This is a genomic window from Marinobacter sp. S6332, assembly GCF_023016045.1.
GTDB lineage: Bacteria > Pseudomonadota > Gammaproteobacteria > Pseudomonadales > Oleiphilaceae > Marinobacter.
In genome coordinates this window covers 11845-29515 of record NZ_JALKAP010000013.1, presented here as the reverse complement: position 1 = coordinate 29515, position 17671 = coordinate 11845, and the positions used below count along the sequence as shown (strand labels likewise).

16 protein-coding genes are annotated in these 17671 nt (G+C 54.2%); 10 read left to right on the top strand and 6 right to left on the bottom strand.

The genetic code is table 11. The annotated features are described in order from the left end of the window. The first annotated feature begins 106 nt into the window (after window positions 1-106). Window positions 107-1684 carry a Re/Si-specific NAD(P)(+) transhydrogenase subunit alpha gene (locus MWU62_RS16230; RefSeq protein ID WP_247115865.1) on the top strand — a complete coding sequence of 526 codons (1578 nt, stop codon included), beginning with the start codon at window positions 107-109 and terminating at the stop codon, window positions 1682-1684. A gap of 12 nt (window positions 1685-1696) precedes the next feature. Further along, entirely contained in the window at window positions 1697-3091 is a 1395-nt protein-coding gene (gene pntB, locus MWU62_RS16225; protein ID WP_247115864.1) for a Re/Si-specific NAD(P)(+) transhydrogenase subunit beta, read from the top strand. 97 nt (window positions 3092-3188) lie between these two features. Here the strand turns inward: pntB and MWU62_RS16220 are convergent, their stop codons facing one another. Then, window positions 3189-4301 carry an NADH:flavin oxidoreductase gene (locus MWU62_RS16220; RefSeq protein WP_200362669.1) on the bottom strand — a complete coding sequence of 371 codons (1113 nt, stop codon included), beginning with the start codon at window positions 4299-4301 and terminating at the stop codon, window positions 3189-3191. Window positions 4302-4442: 141 nt separating this feature from the next. Between MWU62_RS16220 and MWU62_RS16215 the strand changes: the two genes are divergently transcribed. Together MWU62_RS16215 and MWU62_RS16210 are read left to right on the top strand one after the other, a co-directional pair. Further along, the gene (locus MWU62_RS16215) at window positions 4443-4913 is read left to right on the top strand and encodes a helix-turn-helix domain-containing protein (RefSeq protein WP_247115863.1); all 471 of its coding nucleotides are present in this window, start codon (window positions 4443-4445) and stop codon (window positions 4911-4913) included. Between the two features lie 157 nt (window positions 4914-5070). Then, window positions 5071-5796 (top strand): OmpW family outer membrane protein, encoded by a 726-nt coding sequence (locus MWU62_RS16210; protein ID WP_200362673.1) that lies wholly within the window; start codon window positions 5071-5073, stop codon window positions 5794-5796. A 91-nt stretch (window positions 5797-5887) separates the two neighbouring features. Here MWU62_RS16210 and MWU62_RS16205 read toward each other — a convergent pair whose 3' ends face one another. Next, window positions 5888-7195: a DEAD/DEAH box helicase gene (locus tag MWU62_RS16205; RefSeq protein WP_200362675.1), complete on the bottom strand. Its 1308-nt coding sequence runs from the start codon at window positions 7193-7195 to the stop codon at window positions 5888-5890. A gap of 334 nt (window positions 7196-7529) precedes the next feature. Between MWU62_RS16205 and MWU62_RS16200 the strand changes: the two genes are divergently transcribed. After that, window positions 7530-8597, top strand: a complete 1068-nt coding sequence (locus MWU62_RS16200; protein WP_247115862.1) for a transporter substrate-binding domain-containing protein — start codon at window positions 7530-7532, stop codon at window positions 8595-8597. A gap of 9 nt (window positions 8598-8606) precedes the next feature. Here MWU62_RS16200 and MWU62_RS16195 read toward each other — a convergent pair whose 3' ends face one another. The 3 genes from MWU62_RS16195 to MWU62_RS16185 form a co-directional block, all read right to left on the bottom strand. Next, window positions 8607-10133 (bottom strand): NAD(P)/FAD-dependent oxidoreductase, encoded by a 1527-nt coding sequence (locus MWU62_RS16195; protein WP_247115861.1) that lies wholly within the window; start codon window positions 10131-10133, stop codon window positions 8607-8609. 108 nt (window positions 10134-10241) lie between these two features. Further along, a complete protein-coding gene (locus MWU62_RS16190; protein ID WP_247115860.1) occupies window positions 10242-10955 on the bottom strand; it encodes an SGNH/GDSL hydrolase family protein in 714 nt (237 codons plus the stop codon). Window positions 10956-10970: 15 nt separating this feature from the next. Then, on the bottom strand, window positions 10971-11261 hold the full coding sequence (locus MWU62_RS16185; RefSeq protein WP_200362683.1) for a ferritin-like domain-containing protein: 291 nt from the start codon (window positions 11259-11261) through the stop codon (window positions 10971-10973). A 159-nt stretch (window positions 11262-11420) separates the two neighbouring features. On the opposite strand from MWU62_RS16185, the gene MWU62_RS16180 reads away from it, so the two are divergent. From MWU62_RS16180 to MWU62_RS16170, 3 genes are all read left to right on the top strand, one after another. Further along, a complete protein-coding gene (locus MWU62_RS16180) occupies window positions 11421-12476 on the top strand; it encodes a histone deacetylase family protein (protein WP_247115859.1) in 1056 nt (351 codons plus the stop codon). A 19-nt stretch (window positions 12477-12495) separates the two neighbouring features. Further along, window positions 12496-13077, top strand: a complete 582-nt coding sequence (locus MWU62_RS16175) for a TetR/AcrR family transcriptional regulator (protein ID WP_247115858.1) — start codon at window positions 12496-12498, stop codon at window positions 13075-13077. Between the two features lie 100 nt (window positions 13078-13177). Next, a complete protein-coding gene (locus MWU62_RS16170) occupies window positions 13178-14335 on the top strand; it encodes an iron-containing alcohol dehydrogenase (RefSeq protein WP_247115857.1) in 1158 nt (385 codons plus the stop codon). A gap of 72 nt (window positions 14336-14407) precedes the next feature. On the opposite strand, the gene rlmE is transcribed toward MWU62_RS16170, so the two are convergent. Next, window positions 14408-15028: a 23S rRNA (uridine(2552)-2'-O)-methyltransferase RlmE gene (rlmE, locus tag MWU62_RS16165; protein WP_247115856.1), complete on the bottom strand. Its 621-nt coding sequence runs from the start codon at window positions 15026-15028 to the stop codon at window positions 14408-14410. A 184-nt stretch (window positions 15029-15212) separates the two neighbouring features. Between rlmE and MWU62_RS16160 the strand changes: the two genes are divergently transcribed. Continuing rightward, the gene (locus MWU62_RS16160) at window positions 15213-16850 is read left to right on the top strand and encodes an NAD(P)/FAD-dependent oxidoreductase (protein WP_247115855.1); all 1638 of its coding nucleotides are present in this window, start codon (window positions 15213-15215) and stop codon (window positions 16848-16850) included. Beyond that, window positions 16847-17581: an RNA methyltransferase gene (locus MWU62_RS16155; RefSeq protein WP_247115854.1), complete on the top strand. Its 735-nt coding sequence runs from the start codon at window positions 16847-16849 to the stop codon at window positions 17579-17581. Before MWU62_RS16160 ends, MWU62_RS16155 begins: the two co-directional genes overlap by 4 nt. Window positions 17582-17671 lie beyond the last annotated feature (90 nt).

Below are 17671 nucleotides of genomic sequence, written 5' to 3'. Positions count from 1 at the left end.
GCCTTCCGTACGCAACAGGACGTATGGCAAGCAAAGTCCCGAATTTGCACTAGGCTGAGTGTAGCTCCCCTTCATTTCATCGGCTCAAACACAGGGCGTTTGCATCATGAAGATTGGCATTCCAAAAGAGATATTTAGCGACGAACGGCGGGTGGCAGCAACGCCGCCTTCAGTACACAAACTGATCAATCTGGGCTACGAAGTTACCGTTGAAGCCGGAGCAGGCGAAGCGGCGCATTACCGCGATGAAGCCTATGAAGCCGTTGGCGCAACAATCGCTGTAGACACCCGTTCCTTATGGAACAACGCGGATTTCATTCTAAAAGTGCGTGCGCCCATGCGGAATCCGGCACTGGGTAAGCACGAAGCCGACCTCATGAAGGAAGGCTCCTTTCTTGTCAGTTACATCTGGCCAGCTCAAAACTCCGAGCTTCTTAATAAGCTTGCGGCCCGCAACATCACCACGTTTGCCATCGACAGTCTGCCCCGGATTAGCCGTGCGCAGAAAATGGATGCGCTGAGCGCCATGGCCAATATCGCCGGGTATCGTGCGGTGGTAGAAGCAGCCAATCACTTCGGGCGCTTTTTCACCGGCCAAATGACCGCAGCGGGCAAGGTACCGCCAGCCAAGGTGATGGTGATCGGGGCCGGTGTAGCGGGGCTTGCGGCGGTAGGTGCAGCCAACAGTTTGGGGGCTATCGTCCGGGCCTTCGATACCCGACTGGAAGTGAAGGAACAGATTGAAAGCATGGGTGCCGAATTTCTGCAGCTGGATTTTGGCGAGGAGGAAGGCAGCGGCACCGGCGGTTACGCCAAGCAGATGAGCGATGAGTTCATTAAGGCGGAAATGGCGCTTTTTGCAGAGCAGGCCAAAGAGGTGGATATCATCATCACCACCGCTCTGATTCCCGGTAAGCCCGCACCGAAACTGATAACGGCGGACATGGTGAAATCCATGAAACCCGGCAGTGTGATTGTGGATCTGGCCTCAGAGCGCGGCGGCAACTGCGAACTCACAGAACCCGGGAAAATCGTTGAGCAACATGATGTGACGCTGATCGGCTATACAGATCTGCCCAGCCGCATGGCCAAGGTGGCCAGTGATCTATACGCTACCAACCTGTTTCACCTACTTACCGAACTGACACCGGATAAAGACGGCAAGCCACAGGTGAACATGGAAGACGACGTTATTCGCGGCCTCACCGTCGTGCTGGGCAAGGATGTAACCTGGCCACCACCGCAACCCCAGACACCAACCAGCCCTAAGCCAGCGCCCGGCACAGAAGAGCCCTCGGCAGAGCAGAAAGCGGCTGCGCACAAGGAATCCCAGCGCCGTAGCCTGATTGGCAAAGGCGCCGTGCTGGTTGTCACCCTTGCTGCGCTGTATGGCGTGGGCGCTCATGCGCCGGAGAGCTTTCTGCGTCACTTTACTGTGTTTGTGCTGGCTTGCTTCATTGGCTGGCAGGTTGTGTGGAACGTAACCGCCTCCCTGCATACCCCCTTGATGAGTGTCACCAACGCCATCAGCGGCATTATCGTGATCGGTGCCATTCTGCATCTGGCTCAGGCGGATAACGTCGCGGTCGGGATTATGGCCTTTGTGGCGGTGCTGATTGCCAGCATCAACGTAGGGGGCGGCTTCCGGGTCACCCATCGCATGCTCAAAATGTTCCGCAAATAAGGGGTCACCGCCATGAGTACAGGACTCGTCAGTGTGGCCTACGTGGTCGCCAGCGTATTGTTTATTCTCAGCCTTGGAGGCTTGAGCCATCAAGAATCCGCGCGCCGGGGCAACCTTTATGGTGTAGCCGGTATTCTTATTGCTCTCGTGGCTACCATGGCCAGCGTGAGTGACAGCGGAGTTGTCGCTATCGTGATTGCTGTGCTGGCGGGAGCCAGTATCGGTATTGTCATCGCCAACAAAGTCGAAATGACCCAAATGCCACAACTGGTAGCCCTGCTGCACAGTTTTGTAGGTCTGGCCGCTGTGTTAGTGGGTTTCACCGGTTATATAGATCCGCTGATCCATAGCACGGGTGCCGAACACACCATCAAGCTGGTGGAAGTGTTTGTGGGCATCTTTATCGGCGCCGTCACTTTCACCGGCTCCCTAGTGGCATGCGGCAAGTTGGACGGTCGTATCGATAGCAAGGCGCTTACCCTGCCCGGTCGACACCTGATGAATCTGGCCGCCCTAGGCGTATCGATTCTGTTAGGTGTCTGGTTCTTGAACACCGGTAGCATGGCGCTAGGCTTAGTCGCTCTGGTACTCATGACTGCTATTGCCGCCGTTCTCGGGGTGCACCTGATCATGGCCATTGGCGGTGCCGATATGCCGGTGGTTGTATCCATGCTCAACAGCTATTCCGGTTGGGCCGCGGCTTCCATCGGCTTTATGCTGGGCAACGACCTGCTGATCGTGACCGGTGCCTTGGTGGGCAGCAGTGGCGCTATTCTCAGTTACATCATGTGCAAGGCCATGAACCGTTCGTTTATCAGCGTTATCCTCGGCGGATTTGGTCAGACCAGTGGCAGTTCTGCCGCTGCAGGGCCGGAACAAACAGCGTTGGAAACCAATGCAGACGAGGTATGCGAAGAGCTGCGCAACGCCGATTCAGTCATTATTGTGCCCGGCTACGGCATGGCGGTAGCTCAGGCCCAGAGCGGTGTGAGCGATATGACCAAGCTGCTGCGGGAGCGCGGCGTGAATGTGCGCTTTGGCATTCACCCGGTTGCCGGTCGCCTGCCCGGACACATGAACGTGTTACTGGCAGAAGCTCATGTGCCATACGACATAGTGCTGGAAATGGACGAGATCAACGAGGATTTCCCGTCAACTGACGTGGTGCTGGTGATCGGCGCCAACGACACGGTAAACCCGGCAGCGGCGGAAGATCCGGGCAGCCCCATCGCGGGCATGCCGGTGCTTGAGGTGTGGAAAGCTCGGCAAGTGGTCATTCTTAAACGGGGTATGGCAACAGGCTATTCCGGGGTGGAAAATCCGCTGTTCTTTAAGGACAACTCACGCATGCTGTTCGGCGATGCCAAAGACAGTATCGACAAGTTAGTGAGCGGGTTGCGGGAATAAGCCATAGAGTCTACGTGAGAATTCCATAAAAACACTCCCATCGCTTGCTCAAGCGATGGGAGTGTTTTGCGATCACGAGGGCATAGCTTGCCTAAGCTCAGTACAGCTTGGTAAGTGACTTACGGGCAAAGTCATCTACCTCGCCAAGCCGTCCTTCCTTCACTTTGATGAGCCATTCCGGGTCTTGCAGCAACGCCCGACCCACAGCAATCAGTTCGAACTCGTGGTTGTTCATGCGCTCTACCAGCTCGTCGATACCAGACTGCTCAACCGACTCTTGTTTGCTGGCCATGGTGCCGCTAATAAAGTCTTCCGTTAGGCCAACACTGCCAACCGACATGGTGGGCTTGCCGGATAACTTCTGCGTCCAACCTGCCAAGTTGAGGCTGGAGCCTTCAAACTCAGGTTCCCAGAACCGACGAGTCGAAGCGTGGAAAATATCCACACCGGCGTCAACGAGGGGTTTGAGGAATTGCTCTAGCTCTTCAGGACTGTTCACCAGTTTTGCGTCGTAATCTTGCTGTTTCCACTGTGAGAAGCGCAGCATAATGGGGAAATCAGGCCCCACGCGATGGCGCACTGCCTCCACGATCTCGACAACGAAGCGCAGGCGGTTTTCCATGCTGCCGCCGTATTCATCTTCACGCTGGTTGGTGCCTTCCCAAAGAAACTGGTCCAGTAAGTAACCATGGGCACCGTGAATCTCAACGCCATCAAAACCCAGCGCTTTAGCATCCTGAGCCGCATCCGCAAACGCGGTGATCACATCGTCGATATCGCCTTTGCTCATAGCCTTGCCATTGGGCTTACCCGGCGCAAATAGGCCAGATGGGCTATAACCGGGAGCCGAAGGATCAGGCTCTGTGCCTTCCTTGCGCACCGCACCCACGTGCCAAAGCTGCGGGAAGATGGCACCGCCAGCCGCGTGTACTGCATCGACAACATTCTTCCAACCCGCCAGCGCTTCATCACCATAAAACGCGGGTACATTCGGGTAACCGTTGGCACCGACGTGGTTTACCGTTGTACCTTCCGTGATGATCAAGCCCACACCGGCTTCGGCACGGCGCCGGTAGTAGGCCACGACATTTTCTCCGGGCACGCCTTTGGGCGAAAAGTTCCGGGTCATAGGTGCCATGGCTACGCGGTTACGGAGGGTAAGGTTGTGAAGCTCAAAAGGTTCAAACATGGGGCCGAGATTCATGGTCATTCGATACTACTCCCTGACAACATTGGGCGTTAAAGGCAATAACTCGACAACAGAAGTTAGCTACCTTGCTAATTTGGTCTCTTAACGCAACTTTATTTAATCTGGTTTTAAGATGCAACCCTATTCTGTACACTTCAGCGCATGGCTAGAAAACGTTTTGATGATTCCAACTGCTCCGTCGCCCGCGCCCTGAATCAGGTGGGAGACTGGTGGTCCTTGCTTATTGTGCTGCACGCCATGTACGGCACCCGGCGCTTTGTGGATTTTCAACAGGAACTGGGCATCGCAAAAAATATCCTGTGCGATCGCTTGGCCCGGTTGGTGGAAAACGGCGTCCTGAAGAAAGTAGATGTGGGTGAGCACGGCTCTCGCTTTGAGTATCGCCTCACCGAGAAGGGTCGTGATCTATTCCCGGTAGTCATTGCGCTGCGCCAATGGGGAGATAAGTGGAACCCTGCGCCCGATGAAGCCCCCTTGGATCTTCGAGACAGGGCCACCGGGCAACCAATTCAAACGGTTCAAGTTCAGAATGCCGAAGGCAAGCCAATCACCGTGCGAGATGTGTTTGTATCTGGTGAGCCAACACTTGGCAGCAAAAAAGACCCCGCCTGACAATCCGCAAAACTACGCTCCCGACCTATTTCTTGAGTTGCATCAATCTGATGCCGGAACACGAATCACCTAATCGCAATTATTGCGCTATATCAAGTTTCCTGTCTCCGTGGCCTTTAACCTGAGCACAACAACGATTCAGGTTAAGGAGATGTTTATGTCCCGTACGTTCAAACTTAGTGTTATGGCAGCCGCCGTTATGGCCGTTGCGCCCGCAGCCCAAGCTTTTGAGGGTGGTGATTTCATTCTACGTGCCGGGGCTGTTCATGTGGCACCCGATGACTCAAGCGATGTGATTAAAGTTGGTGGCGCGCCGATTTTTGGAGCTGACGCACGTGTTTCTGTTGATACCAACACCCAACTCGGTATTCGTGCCACCTACATGTTTACCAGCAATCTGGGCGTAGGCGTGTTGGGCGCGACTCCGTTCAAACACAACATCAATGGTGCCGGAGACCTTTACGGCGCGGGCAAACTGGGTGAAACCAAGCACTTGCCACCAACACTGACATTGCAATACTTCCCAATGCACAGCTCTTCTGCGCTTCAGCCGTTTGTGGGCGTGGGCGTGAATTACACGACGTTTTTTGAAACCAAGACCACCAGCACACTAGACGGTGCGGTAGCTGCAACGGTACCGCTGGCAGGCGCTACCACTGAACTGGAGCTTGATGACAGCGTTGGCGTAGCGTTTGAAGCTGGTGTCGACTATATGCTCAGTGAGAACTTTGGTTTGAACGCGGCGATCTGGTGGGCAGACATCAACACTGACGCTACCGTAAAAGTTTACGATGGCGCAGGTAACTTCGTTACTAACGCAGACACATTTGAAGTTGAGATCGACCCCATGGTTTACATGGTAGGTTTCACCTACAAGTTCTGATCCCTGAAAACAACAATGCGGAGCCGAAGCTCCGCATTGTTTGGTCAGTTACCCGAGGCCTATCTGGCTTCAGGCACTCTTAGTCTATTCTTCACGCACTCTGGCTTGAACGTCCGCGCTGGCCACCGCCGTTTTGGCTGCGTCCACCGCTACGCCCGCCCGGCTTATCACCAAAGCTGCGGGGCTTGCCGCCCGGCCGACCGTTACCACCACTGCGATTACGAGCCTTGCTCGGATCCGCCTTGGCTTTCGGCTTCATGGCCACATGGTTTTTTGGCTCAAAACCTTCCATTTCCTTGCGCGGCAACTGCTTCTTGATCAGCTTTTCAATGCCAACCAGCATCTTGAGCTCATCAGCGCTTACCAGCGACAACGCATGCCCGCTCTCACCTGCTCGACCGGTCCGGCCGATACGGTGCACGTAGTCTTCCGGCACGTTAGGCAGTTCAAAGTTCACCACCTGCGGCAACTGCTTAATGTCCAAACCCCGGGCCGCAATATCCGTGGCAACCAACACGCGCACCTGCCCTTGTTTGAAATCGGCCAAAGCGCGGGTGCGAGCACCCTGTGACTTATTGCCGTGAATGGCTGCTGCTGTGATGCCGTCTTTTTCCAGCTTTTGGGTCAGGCGGTTGGCGCCGTGTTTGGTGCGGGTAAACACCAGCACTTGTTCCCAGCTGTTCTCACGAACCAACTTGCTCAATAGAGCGGTCTTCTGGCTCTGATCAACCGCGTACACAGACTGCTTAACTGTTTCAGCGGTGGTGTTTCTGACCGCTACGTCGATCTGAACCGGATTATTCAGCAGACCTTGGGCCAATGCGCGAATTTCACCGGAGAAAGTCGCCGAGAACAGCAGGTTCTGGCGCTTGGCGGGCAACAGAGCAAGAATTTTCTTGATGTCGCGAATAAAGCCCATGTCCAACATGCGGTCGGCTTCATCCAGAACCAGAATTTCCACTTCGTTAAACTTCACAGCATTCTGCTGATACAAGTCCATCAAGCGGCCTGGGGTGGCAACCAGAACATCTAAGCCTTTGCGCAGTTTCATCATCTGCGGATTGATTTTTACGCCACCAAAAACCACAGCGGCCTTGGTGGGAACATATTTGCTGTACAGGTTAACGCTATCGTGAACCTGTGCGGCCAACTCTCGTGTAGGTGCCAAAATGAGTACACGAGGGCCTTTGCCCGTGCGGGGTTTTTCAGCCAAGCGCTGCAGTAACGGCAGGGTAAAACCGGCGGTCTTGCCGGTACCCGTCTGAGCTGCCGCCATCACGTCCTTGCCAGAAAGTACGGCAGGAATGGCCTGAAGCTGAATGGGAGAAGGGGTATCGTAACCTTGATCGGCGGTGGCACGGACAAGCTGCTCGGACAAACCGAGTGAAGAAAAACTCATAGTTGATTAACTCTTGATTGTTCTGCCTCCACGAACACCGTTTTAGGCGAATGCGGGCAGATGCCATGAAGATTCATGGAATATTAGACGACTACAGCCACTCGCCGGTAATCGGGGTGACGTCCTCTGACAGGTCGTATGGATGGTTCGCAACGCGGCTATAAAGCCGGAAACTGCAGAATCCTTAGAGGTAGGATGCGTGCACAGTAACAGAGCTTCATAGAATTGGCCATAAGGAATTACAACCGATAATCCTGTAGTTTACATTTATTGATCGCCGCAAACCCACTTAACTTAAAAGGAGCGCCACCCTGCCTTGGGGACGCACACAGTTATGTTTATACGAAGTCTATCCTGCATTTTTCTACTTGCACTGGGCATCGCCAGCCACACTCAGGCTCAAGAGCAACCTTTAAAGATAGGCATTACCGAAGTGCCTCCGTTCGTTATGCAAGCAAACGATGGGCGCTGGGAAGGCATCAGTATCGATCTTTGGGACGATGTTGCGGCAGGCATGGAGCGGGAGTTTGAATGGGTTCCCATGAGCTTTAACGAGCTGCTTGCCGCCGTGGAAAACGGTGATATTGATGTGGCCGTGGGCGCTCTGACCATGACGGCCGATCGGGAAGCCCGTTTCGATTTCAGTCACCCCTTCTATCAGACCGGCCTGTCGATTGCGGTCCCGCCGGTTCCGGAAACAAGCTTGCTGAGCAGTCTGAAAGCGCTAATAAGCTGGAAGTTTCTCAGCGTTGTCCTCGGGTTGGGCGCACTTCTATTAGGCGTTGGCTTTGTGCTTTGGCTGGTGGAACGGCACCGCAACCCGGAGCAATTCGGAGGGTCTGCCGCAGAAGGCATTGGTTCCAGCTTCTGGTGGGCAGCGGTTACCATGACAACGGTAGGTTATGGCGACAAGGCGCCAGTTTCTCTCGCAGGCCGACTGATTGGCCTGATCTGGATGTTTGCAGGTTTGATTATGGTGGCCAGCTTTACCGCCGCCATCACATCCTCTTTGACCGTGAGCAACTTGCGCTCAGGCATTCAAGGCACGGATGACCTGCCCGGCAAGGTAGTAGCTACCATTGGTAATACCGCCAGCCAGCGCTATCTAGAAGAGCAACGTATTCGCTACCAAACCTACCCGGATCTCACTTCCGCCATGGTGTCTGTAGCCGAAGGCGAAACCGATGCCATTGTGTACGACCGGGCCTTGATGCAATACCGAAACCTGCAACTTGGCCAACAGAAACTGACGGTTCTTCCCGGTGTATTTGCAGAGCAGCTTTACGCACTAGCGCTCCCGGACGGCAGCCCTCTGAGGGCACCGATATCCCAGCAGGTCCTTCGGGTAACAGAAGAGGATAGCTGGGCAGACACCCGGGCAAGCTATCTGGGTAAAGATTGAACTCTTTTCTCAGGACCCGAACAGCGCTGAGCGCAAAGGCCGGAGAAAACCACGGGGCTCGCTTCCGCGGGCCTTGGATTTCCTGCCATCAAACTCAATGTAGCCATCTTCAATCGGATCAAACCGCAGAACTTTCACGTCCGCCAGATAATTCTGCGCGGCTTTCCACGGGCCGTGGGTACCCTGACGGGGAAGGCGATCCGCTGCACGCTTAACGTAACCTGCGTCCAAGGCGCCCATCACCGTATCCTCACCCAAGCTGTTTTCATTATCTTTGGCGACCGCCACACGCACCTTGTGCTGGTCCATGTAATTTATCAGTCTGCATAGGTATTCACTGGCAATATCTGCTTTTAGGGTCCAGGAGATATTGGTGTACCCGAAGATCATACCGGCGTTGGGTACGCCCTCTACCATCACATTCTTGTAAACAACCTTATGTTTTAGAACCACTTCCTGGCCGTCCACTTTCGGTTTGATGCCCCCAAGCATTTGAATATCCAAGCCAGTTGCAGGAACGATGATATCCGCATCCAGATGCTCACCAGACTTGAGGCGGATACCGGTTTCAGTAAAGCGATCAATGTGGTCCGTCGCCATGGAAGCCTTGCCCGCTTTCAGAGCACCAAACAGGTCACCGTCTTTCACCACGCACAAGCGTTGATCCCAAGGGTTGTAGTCCGGAGTAAAGTGGCGCATGTCGGCTTGATCACCCACTTGGCGCTTGATAACGCCCAAAAACAGCCGTCGCATGAATTTCGGGTTCTTACGGGAGCGTTGGTAAAGCAGCCGGGCAACGGTGATATTACGAGCCCGAGTGAGCCGGTACGCGGCTTTTGCAGGTAACACCTTCTGAATACCGAGCGTTACCTTATCTATTGATGGCAGGGGCATCAGATAGGTAGGCGAGCGCTGCAGCATGGTTACATGCTTGGCTTTTTCGGCCAGCGTGGGCACCAGCGTAATCGCCGTCGCGCCGCTACCAATAACGACAACCTTTTTACCCGTGTAATTCAGATTTTCGGGCCAGTGCTGTGGGTGGACAACCTGTCCTTTAAAATCCGCTTCGCCGGGAAAATCGGGCTTGTAGCCCTGATCGTAATTGTAGTAACCGGTGCAACCAATCATAAAACTGGCGGTATATTTTTCGGTTTTGCCTGTTGTTTCATTCAGCGCCGTTAGCGTCCAGCGCTTGTCCACACTCGACCAGTCTGCGGTTTTTACCGCAAGGCCATAACGGATGTGCTGTCCAATGCCATGTTCTTGCGCGGTTTCACTAACGTAGTTTTTGATGGATGCACCATCCGCCAGCACCTTACCGCCAGTCCACGGGCGGAAATTGTAGCCAAAGGTAAACATGTCGGAATCGGATCGAATACCGGGATAACGGAACAAATCCCAAGTGCCGCCGAGTGACTGGCGCCGCTCCAGAATAGCAAACGTCTTGCCCGAACACTCCCGCTTCAAATGACAAGCCATACCTATGCCAGACACCCCGGCACCGATAATCAATACGTCAAAGTGCTGCTCGCTCATAGCCGGCCTCTCAGTTTCGCTGTCGTTATTCAGTGAACACATTGAGAATCACGATAGCGCAACAGGGTACCGGTAGTGGTTGGCAGGTGGGGTCTAAAACCCCTGATATTAGGCCAGCTTGCGAATACTGGCTGCAGCGTGCTCGGCCCACACTCCGTAGGCATCCAACCCTGGATGAAAGCCGTCCGAAGCCATGAAACCGGGCTCTAAAGGAAAGGAAATGCAAAGATACTCAGGGCTGCCCACCCCAGAGTTCCAGTTATTGCAGAAGCTTTCCATCAACGTGTTCAGCTGTTTGGCCCGCATACCCAGATACCAGCGTAAAGGCTGCGGCAAGGCTGGAAAAAGATGCATCGGAGGAATGGCGGTAAAAATAACGCGGGTGGCGCTCATGCCATTAATTAATCGGTCCGACAGCTCATTGAGTGCAGTAAGCCACTGCCTGTTACCAGTGCGGCCAGTCACATCATTAACACCAACAGAAACCAGCACAACGTCATAATGACTATGAGGCGAGGAATTGAGCGCAGCCAGAACATCGACCGCTTTGTGGCCAGTCTCTGCCAACAAGCGCCAAATAACCCGGTGATCGTTGGCAAGCTCCCGAACCAACTGGCCCGCCAGCGCATCCTGCTGAGTAGTCACGCCCACCCCGGCGGCAGCCGAGTCTCCGAGAATGAGCAGGCGAAGCTCTTGCCCTTCGCCAAGGCTACCTTGGCGGTCTCCCTCAGGCTCCTGCAAACTCGGTGTTACCCGGCGTACATAGCGCCCCTGGCCGATAAGCACCGGTGCCAGCGCAAACGTCGACAAGGGGTACAACATAACGACTACGCCCGTTCAGTCGTGGTGGCCAATCGGGCCTTCGGTAAACAGAAACTCACGTAGGTGCTTGTCCATCACCGGATCTCTTCTGCGTATCCACTCCAGCACCATGGCGGCGTGTTCCTTTTCCTCATCGCGGTTGTGCTCAAGAATTGCTTTCAGTTCCGGATCCTTGCAAGCGTCCATCCGCTGGTTGTACCAATCTACCGCTTCAAACTCTTCCATTAGGGAGCTTACGGCCCGGTGCATCTCGCGGGTTTCATCAGTCAATTCGCCAACAGGTTCGTGATAACTCTCGTTCGCCATAAAAGAAACCTTTTATCCGATAGTGAATGAGGTAATTCTCAGCATACTTGTACGCTCTGACAATAGACCAAAATGCGCCACCAAAACACCTTAGCTTAGTTTGAGCCACCGCAAAAGCTATGGCAAAGTCGAACACCAAACTGATCCGGACAGCACCCTATGAAAACTGTTTTCTCACCTTTGCACAGCCTCCGCTCTGCTAAAACCGAGCTGGATGGCGGAATCCTGATCGAACCCCATGAAAAGCCATCCCGTGCGGAGACCATTCTGGCCCGAGTGAGGTCACAAACTCTGGGAGAAGTGATTGAGCCAGACGAGTTTGGTTTGGACCCTGTAAAGCGGGTGCATACAGCCGATTACGTAGAGTTTCTGGAACACTGCTGGGCAGACTGGGTGGCTGAAGGGAAACCGGGGGAGGCTATTCCAGCTGTGTGGTGTGGCCGGGGTATGCGACCCCGCATGCCCAAAGACATTGATGGCCGCCTAGGGTACTTTAGCTTTGCAGCCGAAACCTCTATTTCTAAGGGCACTTGGGAAGCAGCCTGCGCCTCTGCCAACGTCGCACTAACAGCACAAAAGTTGGTGGCAAACGGCGAAGGGGCTGCGTTTGCGCTGTGTCGCCCACCCGGCCATCACGCCCATGCTGATCTCTTCGGGGGCTACTGCTTCTTCAATAACGCCGCCATTGCTGCGCAGGCGTTTCGAGACCAAGGCTACGAACGTGTTGCCGTCCTGGATGTGGATTTTCACCATGGCAATGGCACGCAGGCCATTTTCTACGATCGCAGTGATGTGCTGACCATAAGCCTGCACGGAGACCCGGACCTAGTATTCCCGCACTTTCTGGGCTTTGAAGATGAAACCGGAGAAGGCGATGGGAAAGGCTATAATCTCAACGTGATTTATCCCCCCGGAACGCCCTACAGTCAGTGGAGCAAAGGGTTGGAAACCGCTTGTAAACGCATTGCAGATTTCCAACCAAGTGCTCTGATAATTGCGTTGGGTGTGGATACTTTCGAAGAAGATCCGATCTCATTCTTTAAGCTGAAATCAAAAGACTATGTCTCACTGGGCGAACGTATTGCTCAACTCGGGTTGCCTACCGTGTTCACTATGGAAGGCGGTTACGATGTGGAAGCCATTGGAGTGAACGTGGTGAACGTAATGCAGGGCTTTGAGTCCGAGAAACAAGAAAACTCTAGACGACCGGTCTAATCATCTTTACTATGGCGCCATGAATCGACATAAAGACACCTGCCAACACCTACTGACTACTGGTCGCGATATTCTCGCGGCGCAAGGTTTCAGCTCGGTTGGCCTGAGCGCTATTCTCCAGCAAGCAGGTGTGCCGAAAGGCTCCTTCTACCATTACTTCCGGTCGAAAGAGAGCTTTGGCCAAGCGGTACTGGAGGCTTACTTTGTCGATTACATGGACAATCTGGAGACTCGATTCAGTGATAGCAGCGAGTCGGCGCTAGATCGACTCGTGAGGTACTGGCAAGACTGGCAGCAACAATACTGCGGCCCTGTAGGTTTGAGGGACTGCTTAGTGGTGAAGCTGAGCGCTGAAGTCGCCGATTTATCTGAAGCCATGCGCCTGACATTGAAAGACGGCACTGATCGGATTATCGGCGGAATTACCCGATGCGTTGAAGCCGCCATGACTGAAGGCTCTATACCTGACCAAAGCGCCCGACAACTGGCGGCAAGTCTTTATCAGCTTTGGCTTGGCGCAAGCCTGCTAACCAAGCTTCATCGAGACGACCAACACATGGCGCATGCCATGGCGTGCACTCAAAAACTGCTCGTAAATTAAATCAAGGTTTATCTCACGCGGACTGTTGTGGCTGTTTTTTGCCTAATTACTAGTCGACCGGTCTATTTTATATTTGCAGAATCAACATTAAGGATTCCAAATGAATAACTTTAACTTTTACAACCCAACCCGCATCGCCTTCGGTGAAGGCAAAATTGCCGAGCTCGACAAACTTGTCCCTAAAGATGCCAAGGTACTCGTACTGTTTGGTGGGGAAAGCGCTCGCCGCACCGGCACTTTGGGTGAAGTCACCCAAGCACTTGGCGACCGTCAAGTAACCGAGTTTGGCGGTATTGAGCCAAACCCAAGCTTTGAAACGTTGACCAAAGCAGTTGCACAGGTTCGCGAACAGAATATAGATTTCCTGCTAGCTGTAGGTGGTGGGTCAGTCATCGATGGCACTAAGTTTGTAGCGGCAGCCGCGGTTTTTGAGGGTGATGAGTGGGATATCCTTCTCAAAGGCGGCAGCAATATTAAAAGCGCACTACCTTTTGGTTCGGTGCTGACTCTCCCTGCCACAGGCTCTGAGATGAACAAAGGTGCCGTGGTCACTCGTCGGTCGCTGAAGGCGAAGTTACCGTTCCATAGTGACCTTGTATTCCCGCAGTTTTCAATACTCGACCCCACTAAAACTTACACCTTACCTCTGCGTCAGGTAGGCAATGGCGTTGTAGATGCCTTCGTTCATGTGGTTGAGCAGTATCTAACCTACCCAGCTCAGGCGCCGGTACAGGATCGTTTTGCAGAAGGCCTACTACTGACACTCTCCGAAATCGGCGAACAAGCCATCGCGGAGCCCGAGAACTATCAGGTTAAGGCCAGCCTAATGTGGACAGCGACATTGGCTTTGAATGGCCTTATTGGTAGCGGTGTGCCCCAAGATTGGGCCACACACATGCTGGGGCATGAGCTGACCGCCTTGCACAATCTGGATCACGCTCAGACGTTAGCCATTGTGCTGCCATCAATGCTACGTGAGCGCAAAGCATCCAAACTGGACAAATTGGTTCAGTACGGCGAGCGGGTGTGGGGTATTCGTGAGGGAAGCACTGAGGAAAAAGCCGAGGCCGCGATTGCAAAAACTCAAGACTTCTTCGAGTCACTCGGTGTTAAAACGCGCCTTGGCGACTACGGCCTTGGCGAAGAGCACATCGAGCCATTGATCAAAAGCCTCGAAAGCCACGGTATGACAGCGCTTGGTGAGCACGGCGACGTCACGCCCGATGTATGCCGTCGGGTGCTTCAAGCAAGCCTGTAAGCAAAAACCGTTTTCCTTTTGCGGGGCCCTGAAACTTCAGGTGCCCCTTTTTTGCTTACACGGTCGGCAAATTCAGCCTTTGAAACCCTTGCCCACAACATAAACTTCCCGAGAGCGGGCGCGGGAAGAATCTGGCTTACGCACCACCACCTTATCGAATACCTCTCTGGCGGCTTTCAAATACTCATCGTAGCCTTCGCCTTGAAACACCTTGGCCACAAAGCTGCCCTTGGGTTTGAGCACCTGCCCAGCCATATCCAAAGCAAGTTCCACCAAGTACATCGATGAGGCCTGATCAGCTACAGTGACACCACTGATATTCGGAGCCATGTCAGAAATCACAACATCCACACGGCTATCGCCGAGCGCTTGCATAATGGCATCGAATACTGAGTCTTCTGTAAAGTCTCCTTGCACAAACTCCACACCGGCAATGGCATCCATTGGCAATATGTCGGACGCCAACACCCTGCCCTTGTGGCCCACCAAATTGACCGCCACCTGCGACCAGCCTCCCGGCGCTGAGCCAAGATCCATCACCACCATGTTGGGGTGAATTAACCTGTCTTTTTTGTTGATTTCAAGAAGTTTGTAACTGGCCCGGGAACGATAGCCATCGACCTGCGCCTGTTTCACGAAGGGATCGTTTACGTGCTCATCAAGCCAGCGGCCACTGCTTTTGGAACGTGCCATAGGGGTTCTTTAAAAGGTGTATCAAAAAGGGGTTACTCAAGCTTTCATTGTACGTGTCACGGGCACTCCCGGCAAAACCCTGACAACCGCACGAACCGCACGTACAATTGCCGCATTATTTTCCGATTTCTTATACTCGGCATCTGAACCGCCATTGGCGGCTAGAGACCGCGCAGGACCTATTATGATCCGCCTTACCGAACTGGCGCTGCCGCTGGATCACCCCGAAAGCGCCCTCCGGGCCGCGATACTCGAACGCTTGGGCATCAACGACGCCGATCTGGTGGATTTCACCGTATTCAAGCGCAGCTACGACGCCCGTAAGAAAAACACTGAGATCAAGTTCGTTTACATTGTTGATCTAAACGCGCGCAATGAAGACGCCATTCTCGCCCGTTTTGAAAAAGACCAGCACATCCGGCAAGCACCCGATACCGCCTATTACCCAGTTGCTAAGGCACCCGCCGGCCTAACCGAGCGTCCGATTGTGATCGGATTCGGCCCCTGCGGCCTTTTCGCCGCTCTGATTCTAGCCCAGATGGGATTCCGGCCCATTGTGCTGGAGCGCGGCACAGACGTACGCCGCCGCACCAAAGACACCTGGGCCCTGTGGCGGAAAAAGCAGCTATCTCCAGAATCGAACGTACAGTTCGGCGAAGGCGGCGCGGGCCTATTCTCCGACGGCAAGCTGTACAGCCAGATAAAAGACCCGAAGTTCTATGGCCGCAAGGTAATGCATGAGTTTATCCGGGCCGGAGCACCCGATGAAATTCTGTACGTAAGCAAGCCCCACATAGGCACCTTCCGGCTTACTGGCGTGGTGGCTACCATGCGTGAAGAGATCATCCGCCTTGGGGGCGAAATCCGGTTTGAAAGCAAAGTCACCAATCTGAGCGTTCGCGATGGCCGTGTTGCCGGGGTCGAACTGGCCTCCGGCGAGCGATTAGACAGCCGATATGTGGTTCTGGCGCTTGGGCACAGCGCGCGCGACACCTTCCGCATGCTCCAACGGAACGACGTATTTATTGAAGCCAAGCCCTTTGCCATCGGCTTTCGCATCGAGCACCCGCAATCTCTGATCGACAATGCGCGTTTAGGCAAATACGCCGGTCATCCGGCCTTAGGCGCTGCAGACTACAAGCTGGTGTATCACGCCAGCAACGGTCGGGCAGTCTACAGTTTCTGTATGTGCCCGGGCGGCACGGTGGTGGCTGCAACCTCTGAGCCTGAACGAGTTGTCACCAACGGCATGAGCCAATACTCCCGCAACGAACGCAACGCCAATGCCGGTATTGTCGTAGCCATTCACCCAGAAGAAGACTTCCCCGGCGGCCCTCTGGCCGGAGTGGAATTTCAAGAGGCGCTGGAATCCCGAGCGTACACACTCGGCGGTAGTGATTATTGCGCTCCTGCCCAGCTGGTGGGGGACTTCATCAAACGCAAAGCGTCTACTGAATTGGGCGAAGTGGAGCCCTCCTACAAGCCCGGTATCAAGTTAGGGGATTTAGCGCCCTCACTGCCGCCTTACGCCATCGAAGCCATCCGTGAAGCCCTACCGGCTTTCGGCAAGCAGATCCGGGGTTTTGACCGGAAAGACGCCATTTTGACCGGCATTGAAACTCGAACATCTTCGCCCGTGCGCATCACCAGAGATCGCACCAGCCTGCAAAGCCTAAACACACGTGGCCTGTACCCAGCCGGTGAAGGTGCGGGCTATGCTGGCGGCATTCTTTCTGCTGGCGTGGACGGTATAAAAGTTGCTGAGGCGCTGGCTCTAGCCATGCTGGAAGATCTGGAAAATAACAGCGGAGCTCATTTGTGAAGCTGGACGACATCAAAAAGCTACATCAAAAAAAATACCGGCAGTCGCTGAGCCATTATTTGGTTGAAGGCGAACATCTGGTTTTGGAACTACAGAAAGCGGCTATTCACAAACCTGAACTGAGCTCATCCGAGTTGTATGTAACAGGCGGGTATGAACAATGGGCCAGCCCGTTCAAAACCCATCAAGTGAGCGAGCGCCAGATGTCCCAGCTCGCCGACACCCGCACGCCTCAGGGCATTCTCGCCGTAGTGCCCATGCCAAACAGCGAGAGCGTACAGGCGCCAGAGCCCGGCGAAAAAGCCGTTTACCTGCACGAAGTTCAAGACCCGGGAAACCTCGGGACTATTTTGCGCACACTGGCATGGTTTGGCGGCTTTCGTTGCCTGCTGAGCCCCGGTAGTGTTGACCCTTACAATCCGAAAGTGGTGCGCGCTAGCATGGGCGCTATCTTCCACGTACCGATTGAAACCGAAGTACCTCTTGCTGGCTTAAACAGCCGCTACACGTCTATTGCCTGCCTCGATCTAAACGGCGACAGGCTGACCGCCGAGTCGTTCCAACAGCACGATTGCTATCTGTTCGGCAACGAGGCCCGAGGCGTGCCGCAGGAAGCCCTGACCCAGATATCTGCAAAACCCTACACCATTTCAGGCAATGGCAAAATTGAATCCCTGAATCTGGCCTCTGCAGTCAACATGTGTGCGTATGAGCTCAGGCGCTGCGAATAAGCGCAATACCTAGCCCGTCACCGAGGGCGCAAGGATGATTCATTCAGGCTCTTTCAATGATCGTTATCGGTATTGCGTGTAGCAAGCTAA

What these genes read in the sequence shown, in the direction of transcription:
- MWU62_RS16230 (WP_247115865.1), top strand. Translation starts at nt 107, where the DNA reads ATGAAGATTGGCATTCCAAAAGAGATATTTAGCGACGAACGGCGGGTG.
- pntB (WP_247115864.1), top strand. Translation starts at nt 1,697, where the DNA reads ATGAGTACAGGACTCGTCAGTGTGGCCTACGTGGTCGCCAGCGTATTG.
- MWU62_RS16220 (WP_200362669.1), bottom strand. Translation starts at nt 4,301, where the DNA reads ATGACCATGAATCTCGGCCCCATGTTTGAACCTTTTGAGCTTCACAAC.
- MWU62_RS16215 (WP_247115863.1), top strand. Translation starts at nt 4,443, where the DNA reads ATGGCTAGAAAACGTTTTGATGATTCCAACTGCTCCGTCGCCCGCGCC.
- MWU62_RS16210 (WP_200362673.1), top strand. Translation starts at nt 5,071, where the DNA reads ATGTCCCGTACGTTCAAACTTAGTGTTATGGCAGCCGCCGTTATGGCC.
- MWU62_RS16205 (WP_200362675.1), bottom strand. Translation starts at nt 7,195, where the DNA reads ATGAGTTTTTCTTCACTCGGTTTGTCCGAGCAGCTTGTCCGTGCCACC.
- MWU62_RS16200 (WP_247115862.1), top strand. Translation starts at nt 7,530, where the DNA reads ATGTTTATACGAAGTCTATCCTGCATTTTTCTACTTGCACTGGGCATC.
- MWU62_RS16195 (WP_247115861.1), bottom strand. Translation starts at nt 10,133, where the DNA reads ATGAGCGAGCAGCACTTTGACGTATTGATTATCGGTGCCGGGGTGTCT.
- MWU62_RS16190 (WP_247115860.1), bottom strand. Translation starts at nt 10,955, where the DNA reads ATGTTGTACCCCTTGTCGACGTTTGCGCTGGCACCGGTGCTTATCGGC.
- MWU62_RS16185 (WP_200362683.1), bottom strand. Translation starts at nt 11,261, where the DNA reads ATGGCGAACGAGAGTTATCACGAACCTGTTGGCGAATTGACTGATGAA.
- MWU62_RS16180 (WP_247115859.1), top strand. Translation starts at nt 11,421, where the DNA reads ATGAAAACTGTTTTCTCACCTTTGCACAGCCTCCGCTCTGCTAAAACC.
- MWU62_RS16175 (WP_247115858.1), top strand. Translation starts at nt 12,496, where the DNA reads ATGAATCGACATAAAGACACCTGCCAACACCTACTGACTACTGGTCGC.
- MWU62_RS16170 (WP_247115857.1), top strand. Translation starts at nt 13,178, where the DNA reads ATGAATAACTTTAACTTTTACAACCCAACCCGCATCGCCTTCGGTGAA.
- rlmE (WP_247115856.1), bottom strand. Translation starts at nt 15,028, where the DNA reads ATGGCACGTTCCAAAAGCAGTGGCCGCTGGCTTGATGAGCACGTAAAC.
- MWU62_RS16160 (WP_247115855.1), top strand. Translation starts at nt 15,213, where the DNA reads ATGATCCGCCTTACCGAACTGGCGCTGCCGCTGGATCACCCCGAAAGC.